Origin of the sequence: Pseudidiomarina sp. WS423 (genome assembly GCF_050750165.1) — a bacterium.
In the GTDB taxonomy this organism is placed as follows: Bacteria; Pseudomonadota; Gammaproteobacteria; order Enterobacterales; family Alteromonadaceae; genus Pseudidiomarina; species Pseudidiomarina fusca.
In genome coordinates this window covers 12981-27656 of record NZ_JBOJLN010000013.1, presented here as the reverse complement: position 1 = coordinate 27656, position 14676 = coordinate 12981, and the positions used below count along the sequence as shown (strand labels likewise).

General features: G+C 46.4%; 12 protein-coding genes. 7 read left to right on the top strand and 5 right to left on the bottom strand.

Annotation, left to right across the window (positions count from 1 at the left end; genetic code table 11):
* Positions 1 to 15: 15 nt before the first annotated feature.
* Complete coding sequence (gene lpxL / locus ACQ661_RS10120) at positions 16 to 948, bottom strand: LpxL/LpxP family Kdo(2)-lipid IV(A) lauroyl/palmitoleoyl acyltransferase (protein WP_153827215.1); 933 nt, start codon at positions 946 to 948, stop codon at positions 16 to 18.
* Positions 935 to 2296 (bottom strand): outer membrane channel protein TolC, encoded by a 1362-nt coding sequence (gene tolC / locus ACQ661_RS10115; protein WP_431668273.1) that lies wholly within the window; start codon positions 2294 to 2296, stop codon positions 935 to 937. Before tolC ends, lpxL begins: the two co-directional genes overlap by 14 nt.
* A 259-nt stretch (positions 2297 to 2555) precedes the next feature.
* Here tolC and ACQ661_RS10110 point away from each other — a divergent pair, with 259 nt between their 5' ends.
* The 7 genes from ACQ661_RS10110 to rraB all read left to right on the top strand — a co-directional run bounded on the left by ACQ661_RS10110 (position 2556) and on the right by rraB (position 9657).
* Complete coding sequence (locus tag ACQ661_RS10110) at positions 2556 to 3161, top strand: NUDIX domain-containing protein (RefSeq protein WP_162014595.1); 606 nt, start codon at positions 2556 to 2558, stop codon at positions 3159 to 3161.
* A 45-nt stretch (positions 3162 to 3206) separates the two neighbouring features.
* A complete protein-coding gene (locus ACQ661_RS10105) occupies positions 3207 to 3668 on the top strand; it encodes a DUF1249 domain-containing protein (protein WP_153827217.1) in 462 nt (153 codons plus the stop codon).
* A complete protein-coding gene (locus ACQ661_RS10100) occupies positions 3668 to 4240 on the top strand; it encodes a YqiA/YcfP family alpha/beta fold hydrolase (protein WP_153827218.1) in 573 nt (190 codons plus the stop codon). Before ACQ661_RS10105 ends, ACQ661_RS10100 begins: the two co-directional genes overlap by 1 nt.
* A gap of 87 nt (positions 4241 to 4327) precedes the next feature.
* Entirely contained in the window at positions 4328 to 6223 is a 1896-nt protein-coding gene (gene parE, locus ACQ661_RS10095) for a DNA topoisomerase IV subunit B (protein ID WP_110076419.1), read from the top strand.
* Positions 6224 to 6272: 49 nt separating this feature from the next.
* Complete coding sequence (parC, locus tag ACQ661_RS10090; protein ID WP_153827219.1) at positions 6273 to 8513, top strand: DNA topoisomerase IV subunit A; 2241 nt, start codon at positions 6273 to 6275, stop codon at positions 8511 to 8513.
* Between the two features lie 59 nt (positions 8514 to 8572).
* Positions 8573 to 9298: a 1-acylglycerol-3-phosphate O-acyltransferase gene (locus tag ACQ661_RS10085; protein ID WP_153827220.1), complete on the top strand. Its 726-nt coding sequence runs from the start codon at positions 8573 to 8575 to the stop codon at positions 9296 to 9298.
* The gene (gene rraB, locus ACQ661_RS10080; RefSeq protein ID WP_110076375.1) at positions 9295 to 9657 is read left to right on the top strand and encodes a ribonuclease E inhibitor RraB; all 363 of its coding nucleotides are present in this window, start codon (positions 9295 to 9297) and stop codon (positions 9655 to 9657) included. The genes ACQ661_RS10085 and rraB overlap by 4 nt, the downstream gene beginning before the upstream one ends.
* Positions 9658 to 9765: 108 nt before the next feature.
* On the opposite strand, the gene ACQ661_RS10075 is transcribed toward rraB, so the two are convergent.
* The 3 genes from ACQ661_RS10075 to pepA are packed head-to-tail and all read right to left on the bottom strand — an operon-like array spanning position 9766 to position 14596.
* Entirely contained in the window at positions 9766 to 12615 is a 2850-nt protein-coding gene (locus ACQ661_RS10075; RefSeq protein WP_431668272.1) for a valine--tRNA ligase, read from the bottom strand.
* A gap of 24 nt (positions 12616 to 12639) precedes the next feature.
* On the bottom strand, positions 12640 to 13089 hold the full coding sequence (locus tag ACQ661_RS10070) for a DNA polymerase III subunit chi (protein WP_153827222.1): 450 nt from the start codon (positions 13087 to 13089) through the stop codon (positions 12640 to 12642).
* A 1-nt stretch (position 13090) separates the two neighbouring features.
* The gene (gene pepA, locus ACQ661_RS10065) at positions 13091 to 14596 is read right to left on the bottom strand and encodes a leucyl aminopeptidase (RefSeq protein ID WP_110076372.1); all 1506 of its coding nucleotides are present in this window, start codon (positions 14594 to 14596) and stop codon (positions 13091 to 13093) included.
* Between the last annotated feature and the right edge of the window lie 80 nt (positions 14597 to 14676).

Sequence of the window (14676 nt, the reverse complement as noted above, 5' to 3'; positions counted from 1 at the left end):
ACACGCAGAATCGCGTTAGCGGTAGAGGTCAGGATCCGATGAATCTGGGCGTGTCTTGAAGCGTCGATGAATCCACATGTATTGCTCAGGTTTTTGCAAAATAGCATATTCAATCATACGATTAACACGCGTCACATCTGCAACTTGGTCTCCGGTTGGAAACTGCTCAAACTGCGGATAAAACGTCATATCATAACCACTACCATCGTCGCGCCGAAAGCAGGTTACAGGCAGCACCACACAGTTAGCATTTTCGGCAAACAACAAGGTGCCGGTGGTAGTACTTGCTTGCTCTACAGCAAACAACGGGGCAAATACGGTACGCTTGCGGCCGTAATCTTGGTCCGGCAAGTAGCCAGCAATCTCACCTTGGTCTAATGCTTGGAGCATGCTACGTACGTCAGTACGTGGGATCATGTACTTGTTGGAGCGTCCTCTACCACGGGTTTGTAAAAACTCCATAACGGCATTGTTATGAGGTCGATACAAGCCTACGGCGGGTTGCACGAACCCATGCAAGCGGGCATGAACTTCAAGACTAAGAAAGTGAAACAGCAGCAAGAGCACGCCTTTACCCTCGGCGAGCGGGGCTTGAATATGCTCAATGCCATGCAGATGAAGTTTGCGTTTTATACGCCAATCAGGCCACCACCATGCCATACCAGTCTCAAAAAAAGCGATACCAGTATTTTCTAGGTTGCGTTTTACCAACTGCTCGATATCTTCTGCACTTTTATTCGGAAAACAAAGCTCCAGATTACGGCGGGCAGTGTGTGCCCGTTTAGGTACAAAGCGGTAAAACAGGCGGCCTAGGCCGCGACCCATGGCAAGCTGCCATTTGTATGGCAGCCATGAAATACCATATAAAAAGCCGGCGCTGAGCCACGTTAACCAATACTTAGGTGATAGAAAACGTAGCTCAAACTTAGGTTTCTCAATTATTTTCATTCACAAGACTTGCGTTAATGGCGACTAAATCTTGTTCACTGATCAAACCTGATGCCTGTTTAAGAGCAAGATACTGACGGATATAACCATAGCGCGCACTCGATAAATTACGGCGAGCATTAAAGAGGTTACGCGTGCTGTTTAGCACGTCCACAATCGTACGGGTACCCACTTCAAAACCTGTTTGAGTAGCTTTCAAGGCACTTTCAGCAGAGATAACTGCTTGCTCAAAAGCTGTGATAGTAGAAATGGCTGCTACCACGTCATAGTACGCGCTGCGAACTTCGCGTTCGACATTACGGCGGACAAACTCTAATTGCTGACTTGAGGCTACGTAGTTTTCGCGTGCTTGCTCTGCTTGTGAGCTAGTACGGAACCCAGAAAAAATAGGTACGCGCACGTTTAGGCCAATTGAGTTGGTATCCATTCGTGGCAAATTGACAGTAATACCGCGAGTCGTTGATTCGGTATCGTTGGTGCTGTATTCACCAGACAAAGACACGGTTGGCAAATGACCGTTTTGGGCAACGTCAATTTGCTGCTCGGCAATTTCAACAGCGACTCGTTGTACCATCAACATTAAATTTTTGTCTTCGGCCGTTTTCACCCAGTTACTGGCATCTTGTGGATTAGGTGACTCGGGGCTAAATGATTGAGTATTTAACTGGGCAAGGTCGCTGTGATAACGGCCGGTTATTTCCCGTAAACTTTCTTGTGCAACTGATACAGCATTGCGCGCTTGGATTTCCGCTGCAACGGCAGTATCAAATTGAGCTTGTGCTTCGTGCACGTCGGTAATTGCGGTTAAACCAACAGAGAAACGCTGCTTGGTTTGTTCTAGCTGGCGCTCAATTGCTTTCTTTTCTGATTCTGCGAAAGCTAAATCATCTTGCCGTTCAAGTACGGTAAAGTAAGCATTAACTACGCGCATCATCAGCTGTTGACGCTCGCTCAAATAATTTACTTCGGCTTGATAAGCTTGTTTCTCGGAGATCTTTGCTTGATCCCAAACATTCATATCGAATAAGGTTTGGGTGAGTGATAGCCCAGCATTCCAGCCTTTGTTTTCTTGATCAAAAGTAATCAAGTTGCCGCTCATGGTGTCAAATTGTACGCGTTCGGCATCAGAACGGCTGAGGCCTGCGCTAAAGTTTAGCTGTGGCCAAAAGCTGGCTTTGGTGATATCAACACCTTTTTGGGCCGCGCGACGCTCGGCGTCAACACGTTGCAAGGTTGGATCATTTTGCAAAGCTAGTTGAAATACTTGTGCAAGGTCGTCGGCATAGGTGACACTAGAGCTTGCAGCAAAGGTTAAACCTAATAGAGCTGATAATACGTGCTTTTTCATGTTCTGGGGTGTCCTGAATTATTTGAAAGCATCATCATGGAAGTGATAACTGGCAATCATTTTACATACACTGGTGAATGATTACCAGTTTACTTTGTCTTTAACTAAATTTCATCGCAACAGTTGCAACGTTGTTGTTTCAAGTGTAACCAATTATGTGCAAAACGCTCATCTATTTACAATCAAAACTAAGCTAAATAGCGGTTAATTGAGTACAAAGAACGGTGAATCACAAATTATTCAAAAAAGCAGGTAACACGTGCAAAAGTTCTCACTTAAAGATGTCAAAATTATCGCAAAAGAAGTCGTTAGAGAAGGATTTTTAAGTATTTATCAGTACCAGTTGCAGCACCGTCTGTTTGCTGGTGGTTGGTCGCCTACCTTTACTCGCGAGATCATGGACCGTGGCCATGCGGTGGTGGTGTTGCCTTATGATCCCAAACTCGACGCCTTGGTCGTGCTTGAGCAGTTCCGCATAGGAGCGTTAGAGGATCCCCATAGTCCATGGCTGATAGAGTTTGTAGCTGGAATGATGGACCAAGAGGATGAGCAACCCGAAGAAGTTGCCCATCGCGAACTCATGGAAGAAGCAGGTTTAACTACCGATGTGTTGCATCATGCCATCACTTATTGGTCGACTCCTGGCGGCTGCACCGAGCAAATCACCGTCTATGTGGCTGAAGTGGATAGCAGTCAGGCGAGTCGGCACGGTGGCCTAGCTAGTGAGCACGAAGATATTCGTGTGCATGTGCTGCCGTTTACTGATGTGGTAAGCTTATTGGAGCAAGGTAAGATCAATAATGCAGCCAGTGTGATTGGTCTGCAGTGGATGCAGTTGCATAAACGTAAGTTTGAGCAAATCTAATGGCTTAAATAGCGACAAGACATTTGGATAAGATAAAGAAAGACGATGATTAGTGATGTAAAGCGAACTCGGTATCAGTTTGATTTAGCTGCGCTACAACGCTTAGCTGCGGTTAACTATGCCTGTTTGCAGCCGTTAGTAAAAACCGCCCATAGGGTCGGGGCTTGGGTCGTGAAGATCAGCCCGCAACTCAGTTTTGTGCTCAGCGTCTTAGAACAGGCGCCTTACACCACGGAAATTCGGATTCAACAGCAAGCTACCGCTGCTACGGCGCGTTTACCGCGTTGGTCTGAAGTTCAGTTAGATGTGCGTTTGTATCACGATGCACAACTGGCAGAAGTGATCCGTAGCCAAGGAGTAGAGCGGATACAAGCCCGGTATGAACAACCAAACGCAGCGATGCATCAGCGCAATGAAAAACATCAGATCAACCAGTTTTTGCAAGAGTGGTTACAGCTATTGCGACAGCAGGCGGTGGTACCACAGCCGTTACCAGGAGCGCGTTAGTGTTACTTTACATTCATGGTTTTGAAAGTTCACCAGCTTCGTTAAAAGCGCAACAATTGCAACAGTTTTTAGCCCAACACCAAGTTCCAGCAGCGTTATTGCCACAGATGCCTGCAACTATGGCAGCAGCTAAATCGATGCTGGATGAGTTTATTGAACAACAACCTATAACTGCGGTTATGGGCAGCTCTTTGGGAGGTTTCTGGAGCCATTACGTGGCATCACGTCTAGCTCAGCAGCAACGACCTGCTCGCGCTGTATTGATAAACCCAGCAGTGGCACCGCAGCATTGGATGCCCGAGCATCCGATTCAGCGCATACATCCCTGTACCCACGAGTCTTATCAACTAGACGCTGGTGATAAACAAGTGTTACAGCAAGTGGAGCAACAACTTGATAGCGCGCTCGAACTTTTAATTTTACTACAGCGCGGTGATGAGCAACTCGACTATCGTCAGGCACAGAACTTTTATCAATCGCAGCGCATGATTGTAGAGAGTGGAGGAGACCATAGTTTTGTAGATTTTCCGCGTTATCTTCCAGCAGCGCTTGAGTTTCTTAGCGTCCTGTAACAGTATAAGAAAATTGCATAATAATAAGAACGAACCAAGTCCTCATCCTTATCCATGGCGTTCATGAAAAGCGAGATAGAACCACGCATGTCAGATTATAAAGCCGATGCCATAGAGGTCTTAAATGGCCTAGAACCGGTCCGGCGCAGGCCCGGAATGTATACCGACACCACTCGTCCTAACCACCTTGGTCAAGAGGTGATAGATAATAGTGTGGATGAAGCCTTAGCTGGCCACGCTAGAGAATTGACGGTGATATTGCACCCTGATCAATCGCTTGAGGTACAAGATGACGGGCGCGGTATGCCAGTTGATGTGCATCCGGAAGAGGGGGTGCCCGGGGTTGAGCTGATCATGACGAAGCTGCATGCCGGAGGCAAGTTCTCAAACAAGAGCTATAAGTTTTCAGGCGGTCTGCACGGGGTTGGTATCTCGGTTGTAAATGCGTTATCAACGCGAGTTAACGTTACCGTAAAGCGTGATGGTCAGGTCTATCAAATGGCTTTTGAGCATGGCGATAAAGTATCAGACCTAGAAGTTACCGGTACTGTTGGGAAACGTAACACAGGGACCAATATTCATTTTTGGCCGGACCCCAAATATTTTGATTCGGCTAAGTTTTCGGTCTTAAAGTTAACGCATTTATTGCGAGCCAAAGCAGTTCTTTGTCCGGGTTTAAAAATCAACTTTCGCAACCTTGTGGATCAAACTGAACAAACTTGGTTATACGAAGATGGCTTGCGCGATTATTTAGTAGAAGCGGTACAAGAATTACCAACGTTACCAGAAGAGCCTTTTATTGGCGCTTTTGCAGGTAACGAAGAAGCGGTTGATTGGGCCGTTACATGGTTGCCTGAGGGGGGCGAAGGTGTTACTGAAAGTTATGTAAACCTTATCCCTACGCCGCTGGGTGGTACTCACGCAAATGGCCTCCGGCAGGGCTTGCTCGAAGCTATGCGTGATTTTTGTGAGTTCCGTAATCTATTACCGCGCGGCGTACGCTTAACTCCGGAAGATATATGGGACCGCTGTGCTTATATTTTATCGGTGAAAATGCAAGATCCGCAGTTTGCTGGACAAACCAAAGAGCGTTTGAGTTCGCGCCAATGTGCGGCGTTTGTCTCTGGCGTCGTGAAGGATGCCTTTAGTCTCTGGCTCAATGAACACACCGAGCAAGCGGAACAACTTGCTGAGCTTTGTATTAATAATGCCCAGCGCCGCATGCGCGCTAGTAAGAAAGTGGTGCGTAAAAAAGTGACTCAGGGTCCTGCATTACCGGGTAAGTTAACCGATTGCGCAACACAGGATCCAGCTCGTGGCGAGTTATTCTTAGTGGAAGGTGACTCTGCTGGTGGCTCTGCTAAACAAGCTCGCGATCGTGACTTTCAAGCGGTCATGCCATTGCGCGGTAAAATTTTAAACACCTGGGAAGTTGAATCGGATCAAATTCTTGGGTCACAAGAAATTCATGATATTTCGGTCGCGCTAGGGGTTGATCCTAACTCAGAAGATCTGGAGCAACTTCGCTACGGCAAAATCTGTATTCTGGCGGATGCAGATTCGGATGGCTTGCACATAGCAACCCTACTTTGTGCTCTCTTCGTTAGGCACTTCCGTCCGTTAGTAGAGCAGGGGCATATCTACGTCGCCATGCCACCACTTTACCGTATTGATGTTGGTAAGGAAGTTTTTTACGCCTTAGATGAAGGTGAAAAAAAGGGTATTTTAGACCGCATTGAAGCAGAGAAAAAGAAAGGCAAGGTAAACGTTCAACGCTTCAAAGGTTTGGGTGAAATGAATCCACTTCAGCTACGGGAAACAACCATGGATCCCAATACCCGACGTTTGGTTCAGCTTACGGTTGACGATAGCCAAGCGACAGATGAATTAATGGATATGCTGTTAGCAAAAAAACGTTCAGGCGATCGACGTGAATGGCTGGAAAGTAAAGGTAATTTAGTTGATTTAGCAGAGGTGGGCTAAGCCCATCTAGAAGCCTTAATCAGCCCACGCATGTAGGAGAATAAATGCAATGTCGATGGATACTGCAGAACAAATACCGCTAAGAAAATTTACCGAGGATGCGTACCTTAACTATTCAATGTACGTCATCATGGACCGAGCCTTACCGCACATCGGCGATGGTTTGAAACCGGTGCAGCGGCGCATCATTTATGCCATGTCAGAGCTGGGCTTATCAGCATTGGCAAAATATAAAAAATCAGCTCGTACAGTGGGCGATGTTTTAGGTAAATTCCACCCGCACGGTGACAGTGCTTGTTATGAAGCCATGGTGTTGATGGCCCAACCGTTTTCTTATCGCTATCCACTGGTTGATGGACAAGGTAACTGGGGTTCTCCGGATGACCCTAAATCGTTTGCGGCTATGCGTTATACCGAGGCACGTTTGTCGCGCTTCAGTGAGGTGTTGCTAAGTGAGCTCGGACAGGGAACAACCGACTGGACGCCAAACTTTGACGGGACGATGAAAGAGCCGTTGATGCTACCGGCTCGATTACCGCACATTTTGCTGAATGGCGTGACAGGTATAGCGGTGGGCATGGCAACGGATATTCCTCCGCACAATGCTCGTGAAGTAGCGCACGCTTGCGCGTTGTTGTTAGAAAAGCCTAGTGCTAGCTTAGCTGATGTAATGGAACACATGCGTGGTCCAGATTATCCCACAGATGCTGAAGTGATCACCCCCCATGACGACATCGTAAAGATGTATGAATCGGGTCGCGGTACCATCCGGATGCGTGCTAAATTCCATCTGGAAGACGGTGAAGTGGTGGTAACCGCATTACCTCACCAAGCCTCTGGTGCAAAAATACTAGAACAAATTGCTGGCCAGATGCAGGCAAAAAAATTGCCGATGGTTAGTGATCTGAGAGATGAGTCGGATCATGAAAATCCTACACGATTAGTGATAGTGCCGCGCTCTAATCGGATTGACATCGAACAGATGATGCAGCACTTGTTTGCGACCACCGACTTAGAAAAAAATTACCGGGTTAACTTGAACATGCTTGGGCTAGATGGACGTCCACAAGTTAAGCCAATCTTAAGTGTGCTGAAAGAGTGGTTAGAGTTTCGTCAGATCACTGTTACCAGACGGCTTAATTATCGACTAGATAAAGTATTAGCACGGTTGCATATCCTTGAAGGTTTACTGATTGCTTACCTGAACATAGATGAAGTGATTGCTATTATTCGCTACGAAGATGAGCCCAAAGCAGAATTGATGCGGCGATTTGCACTCTCGGATACCCAAGCTGAAGCCATCTTAGAGCTTAAATTACGGCATTTGGCCAAGTTAGAAGAAACCAAACTTACCGCTGAACAAAACGAATTGGAACAAGAGCGCGACCATCTGCAATTACTGTTGAGTTCAGACCGCCGTCTTAAGACGTTAATTCGTAAAGAAATATTAGCTGATGCTGAAAAGTATGGTGATGATCGACGTTCACCTTTAGTAGAGCGTCAAGAAGCGAAAGCCCTTAGTGAAAAAGACTTAACACCGGCTGAAGCTGTTACTGTTGTACTATCCAAAAAAGGCTGGGTAAGAGCAGCCAAAGGACATGATGTCGATGGAGCTAGCTTGACCTATAAAGCAGGTGATGAGTTTTTAGCATCTGCTCAGGGTAAGAGTAATCAACAGGTGGTGTTTATCGATAGTTCGGGCCGCAGTTTTGCCTGTGAAGCCCATTTACTGCCATCCGCCCGAACTCAGGGTGAACCCTTAACTGGACGCTTTAGTCTGGTTGCAGGGGAAACGGTTGACCAAGTGTTAATGGCCGCTGATGAACAAAGATATTTGCTGGCCTCGGATGCGGGATATGGCTTTGTCTGTAAATTTGGCGACTTAGTAGGACGCAACAAAAACGGTAAAGCGGTGTTGAACTTACCAACCGGAGCTAAAATCCTTAAGCCGGTATTGGTACAAGATGTTGCCAGCGACTTACTTGCGGTTGTTTCAAACGAAGGTCGCATGCTGTTATTCCCGATCAAAGATTTACCAGAGCTAGCGAAAGGCAAAGGGAATAAGATGATAAGCATCCCGGCTTTACGTGCGCAGTCGCGCGAAGAGTATGTGGTAGCAACCGCAGTCGTACCCGCTGATGCGGCAATTACGCTCACTGCAGGTAAACGCAAGTTAACGTTAAAGCCAGCAGATTTAGAGCATTATCGTGGTGAACGAGGGCGTCGTGGTAATAAATTACCCCGTGGTTTGCAGAGAGTTGATGCAATATCTGTCGAAAGTCAAAACTGATCGGACGTTTTTTAAATGATAACAAGGTATAATGGCGGGCATTGAAAAAAGGAGAGAGCATGCTCGCTGTTGTACGTATTTTGCTACTAGGTCTATTCGTTATTATTGGCAGCACTTTATTGCTGCTCATTTGTATTTTTCGTCCTTTTCATCCCAATAACACCCCCTTGGCAGCCCATTGGTATGGTCGTATGCATAAGCTGTTGGGAGTAAAGCTGGACATTCGAATCCCTGACGCTTTAAAAAATTCAGGCCCTTTTGTTTACATTGCTAATCACCAAAATAGCTATGATATCTTTACCTTAGCTCGAGCTATGCCGATGCGGTCTGTCAGTATTGGCAAAAAAAGTTTGAAATGGATTCCTTTTTTTGGCCAACTCTATTGGCTCGCCGGCAACATTTTGATTGATAGAAAGAATACTGGTCGTGCTCGCGGTACTATTGAGCAAGCAGCACTAGCTATTCGTGAAAAGCAAATAAGCGTACTATTATTTCCGGAAGGTACTCGCAGTTACGGCCGTGGCTTACTGCCATTCAAGACGGGTGCATTTAGAACGGCAATGCAAGCTGGGGTAGATATCGTGCCTATTTGTGTGTCAAATTTACATGGCAAAATAAAGCTAAACCGTTGGAACAATGGCACTGTTATTATTGAGATGCTCAATCCTGTTAGAGTTTCGAATTATACCGCAGATTCTGTGCGAGCATTGGTCGCCCATTGTCACGAATTGATGTTGAACAAAATGAGTGAGCTTGATAGCGAGCTGCAAGGACAATCCGCATGAGCAATGATTTGAATGAGTTATTAGTGCAAAGTGATGAAACGGTTCAAGCATTACTTGCAGACGGTGCGCCACAAGACCAAAACTTTGTGATTGAACATCACCTCGCAAGCGCTGATTTTACAAAGTTAGAGAAGGCCGCTGTAGAGCTCGTGAAGGCAGGCTATCATGTTGATGATGCCGACGAATTTGAGCTTGAGGATGATAGCCGTTGGTACGCTTTTGTGGCAGTCAGTGAAGTGGTTCTAGATGCAAAAATTCTAGCATTACAAACCAAAGAAGTAGCAACAATCGCTGATTTAGCAGGGGTAGATTATGATGGTTGGGGCACTTACTTCGGTGATGATGACGAAGAAGAGTAATCTAGTTTTATCATCAAGTAACTCCTATTTATAGAAAAGCCCCGCGTTCACCTTTGATTGGTAAGCGCGGGGCTTTTAGTTAGCCTTATTATAACGCTATTCTACATCTCATAGTGCCGCAATTTTGTCGCGTTGATGCTGCAGTTGGTCAAGGGTTTCTTGGCTTTCTTTGAGCTTCGCCTGCTCTTTCTCAATGACTGCAGCTGGCGCCTTGTCTACAAAGTTGCTGTTGCTCAGTTTACCTGCAACGCGTTGATACTCAGCCTTAGCTTTATCTATAGCCTTATCTAAACGTGCGAGCTCTGCGGCGGTATCAATTAAACCAGCCATCGGTATATGAATCTCCATCCGGCCTACGAGCGCTGTGGCACTCGCTGGAATAGCCGCTGCATCATCAACAAACTCGATACTTGTGAGCTTGGCCAACGAACTCAACAAACTTTGGTTTTGCTGTAAACGTTGCATTGCTAAAGAGTCGGCTTGATAGATTATAATTGGCAATGAGGTGTTCGGAGATAAATTCATTTCACCACGAATATTCCGAATCGCCACAATAACTTGCTTTAACCATTCCATGTCATCACGAGCTCCGCTAAAACGCTCGTTCTGCACCGTTGGGTAGGCTTGTAACATGATACTGCTACCACTTACGCCAGCGAGTGGAGCAACGCGCTGCCAAATCGCTTCAGTAATAAATGGTAGTAATGGATGCAACATGCGTAATAGCTGCTCAAGTACAGTAATGAGGGTATGTCGCGTGCCTCGCAATTGTGCCGCATTACCGTTTGAAAGAACGGGCTTAGTCAGCTCTAGATACCAATCACAGAACTGGTTCCAGGTAAATTCATAGGCAATACTTGCAGCATGGTCGAAACGATAGTTATCCAGCGCTTGGCGGAATTGCGCCAGGGTATCGTTAAAGCGCTCGATGATCCAGCGATCAGCCAGCGATAACTCAAGCTCAGAACCATCAGTACCACAGTCTTCGTTCTCAGTATTCATGATCACGTAGCGGCTTGCATTCCAGAGTTTGTTACAGAAATTACGGTAACCTTCTAGGCGCTTCATGTCCCAATTAATATCGCGTCCGGTTGAAGCTAATGCTGCAAGGGTGAAGCGTAGAGCATCAGTTCCATGTGCACTGATACCTTCAGGAAACTGTTTTTCAGTACGCTTAGCGATTTTAGCTTCTAATTGGGGTTGCATCATATTGGCGGTGCGTTTTCCCACCAGTTCAGACAACGAAATACCATCAATCATGTCTAGGGGATCAAGGACGTTACCCTTTGACTTAGACATTTTTTGGCCTTCTTCATCACGAATTAGACCAGTAACGTAAACCGTTTTAAAGGGTACCTGTGGCTTACCGTTTTCATCTTTGAGGAAGTGCATGGTCATCATGATCATGCGCGCTACCCAAAAGAAGATAATATCAAACCCAGTAACTAGCACGTCAGTTGGATGAAATGTTTTAAGGTCATCCGTTTGCTCTGGCCAGCCAAGAGTCGAAAAAGTCCACAGAGCTGAGCTAAACCAGGTATCTAACACATCTTCATCTTGTCTTAATTCACGGTCACCCAGATTGTGTTGTGCACGAACTTCAGCTTCATCCCGTCCTACGAAGACGTTACCATCATTATCATACCAAGCTGGAATACGATGTCCCCACCACAATTGACGAGAAATACACCAGTCTTGGATATCACGCATCCACGCGAAATACATATTTTCGTATTGCTTCGGCACGAACTGAATGTCACCGTTGGTAACAGCTTGTGTTGCAACCTCGGCTAATGGAGCGACCCGCACGTACCATTGATCGGTTAAGTGTGGCTCAATAGGAACACCACCACGGTCGCCATAGGGTACTTTATTGGTGTGAGGCTCGGTTTTGTCGAGTAAACCCAATTGCTCAAATTCAGCAATTAGCTGCTTGCGTGCCGCAAAGCGCTCTAATCCTTGATACCCCTCCGGTAAGGTACCATCAAACTCTCCAATGGCAGGCAGTGCTTCACCGGTAGGCGTATAGAGCCCTGCCACTTGGCGCACGTGGGCGAGGTCATCAAAAATAGCGATCATAGGTAATTGGTTACGTTTACCTACTTCGTAGTCGTTAAAGTCGTGCGCTGGAGTAATTTTGACACAGCCAGTACCAAATTCTTTATCAACATAAGTATCGGCAATGATTGGAATTCTACGACCCACAATAGGGAGCAGAACCTCTTTGCCAATCAAGTTTGTGTAGCGTTCATCGTCTGGATGAACCGCAACACAAACGTCGCCCAACATAGTTTCTGGGCGAGTTGTTGCTACGACCAAATAAGATAGTCCAGCAGCAGTAGTAACACCGTCAGCAAGAGGATAGCGTAAATGCCAAATGTGCCCTTGTTGCTCTTTGTTTTCTACTTCTAAGTCAGAAATTGCGGTTTGAAGTTTCGGATCCCAGTTAACCAGGCGTTTCCCACGATAGATAAGATTTTCTTGATGCAGGCGCACAAAAACTTCTTTGACAGCATTGGATAACCCATCATCCATCGTGAAACGCTCGCGCTCCCAATCCACTGAGTCACCTAAACGACGCATTTGCTGAGTGATGGTGCCACCTGATTGCTCTTTCCATTGCCAAATTTTATCGATGAAATCTTCACGCCCGATTTCTTGTCGAGTGATACCTTGAGCTGCTAATTGACGCTCCACGACCATCTGTGTAGCTATCCCGGCATGGTCGGTACCTACTTGCCAAAGGGTATTGTAGCCATCCATCCGCTTGTAGCGAGTGAGGGTATCCATAATCGTGTGCTGGAAAGCATGCCCCATATGCAGACTACCAGTCACGTTGGGTGGCGGTATCATGATGCAATAGGACTCACCTTGTCCCGAGGGCTTAAAATAACCTTGTTGCTCCCATTGCTGATAAAGAGCTTGTTCGATAGCGTTTGGGGAATACGTTTTGTCCATAGAAACCTTCATATCGTTCTATTTTCACGAAGAAAACTGCACATCTTTGGCTTGTATTGTAGATAAATTCAAACCTAGACTGCGATATTGTTTAAAGCGTTCACGAGCTAATTGACGACCTTCATCATCACTGGGAACACGCTCAATAATCCTATTTGCACCGTTTAGCGGTGGCATCTCACTCATTAAATTGACGATGACAGCGGTACGCCTATTGGATGCGTTGACACCTTGCCAGCAAATTTCAACGGGGGCCCCCTGAGTGGGGCCCTCGCCAACTAGGTTATGCGGCACAAAGGCATCAGCAGGATGCTGCCATAAGGCTTGATCGAGCTGTTCGGCCAATTGCTGCGTTTGGCACCACACCCTTACGCTGCGATAGTCGCGCCAATGGCTAGCAATATGCTCACAAAAAAATGTAAGTTGCTGCTGTTCGTCTAGACCATCAAGAACGTAAAAGATGCACTGGCTCATATTAATCCTGAGTTAAAGCTTGCGTACGATTGATTATAAACTGAGTAAGCAAAGGTACCGGCCGGCCGGTCGAACCTTTTTTAGCTCCGCCACGCCAAGCTGTTCCGGCGATATCTAAATGAGCCCAGTTATATTTTTTAGTAAAGCGCGATAAGAAACAGGCCGCAGTAATGGTGCCAGCTTCGCGTCCACCTAAATTAGCCATATCGGCAAAGGGGCTATCTAACGATTCTTGGTATTCTTCCCATAGTGGTAAACGCCAAGCTCGATCTCCAGTTTGCTCTGATGCAGATAGCAATTCATGAGCAAGTGGATTATGGCTACTCATCAAGCCACTAGCGTGTGCACCAAGAGCTATCACACAAGCACCTGTGAGTGTTGCTACATCAATTACTGCATCGGGTTCAAATCGTTCAACATAGGTAAGGGTATCACATAATACCAAGCGACCTTCAGCGTCCGTGTTCAATACTTCAACCGTTTGACCACTCATGGTGGTTAGAATATCACCTGGCCGATAAGCTTTACCATCAGGCATGTTCTCGCAACCGGCCAAGGCACCAATTACATTAATAGGTAATTGCAGCTCAGCAATCGCATGCATGGCGCCAAGTACCGCAGCAGCTCCGCCCATGTCGTACTTCATTTCATCCATAGCCGCGGAAGGTTTAATCGAAATCCCACCAGAGTCAAAGGTTAAACCTTTACCAACAAGCACAATAGGGGCTTGGTCTGGTGCGCCACCTTGATAATGCATCAGGCTGAGAATTGATTCATGCTCTGAGCCACGGCCTACAGCCAGATAAGCGTTCATCCCAAGCTCAGCCATTTCTTGTTCGGTGACTGCCGAGAATGTAACATTGTCATACTTATCAGCTAATGCGGCGGCTTGCTCGGCCAAATACTGCGGCGTACAGATATTGGGTGGCATATTGGCGACATCCCGACAAACATGCATGCCTCTGGCTACAGCTAGGCCATGCTGAATAGCTTTTTCGCTTAGTGGTAGTTCACGACGCGTTGGCACGTTGAAGACTAACTTGCGTAACGGTCGACGTGGTTCTTCTTTGCGTGTTTTGAGTTGGTTAAAAGTATATAGGCTTGATTGTGCTGCCTCGACTGCTTGACGGACCTTCCAATAGGTGTCGCGTCCCTTAACATGTAATTCACTCAAAAAACAAACGGCTTCCATTGAGCCAGTTTCATTTAAAGTATGGATGGTTTTTTCAATAATTTGTTTATACTGACGTTCATCGAGTTCACGTTCTTTACCACAACCAACGAGCAGTACTCGCTCGCTGAAAATATTGGGAACGTTGTGCAATAGTAACATTTGTCCCGGCTTGCCTTCTAAATCGCCACGCCGTAGCAGGTTACTTAAGTAACCGTCACTTACTTTATCGAGTTGTTCAGCAACTCCAGATAGGCGGCGTGGTTCATAGACACCGACGACAATGCAGGCAGATCGTTGCTTCTCCGGACTGCCACTTTTTACGTTGAACTCCATAAGTGCTCCCGTTTGCTGCGGTTGACAGCAGATCGCTGCCGTAGAATAATTCTTGTGAAAATGACAAGTTTACTTAAAAA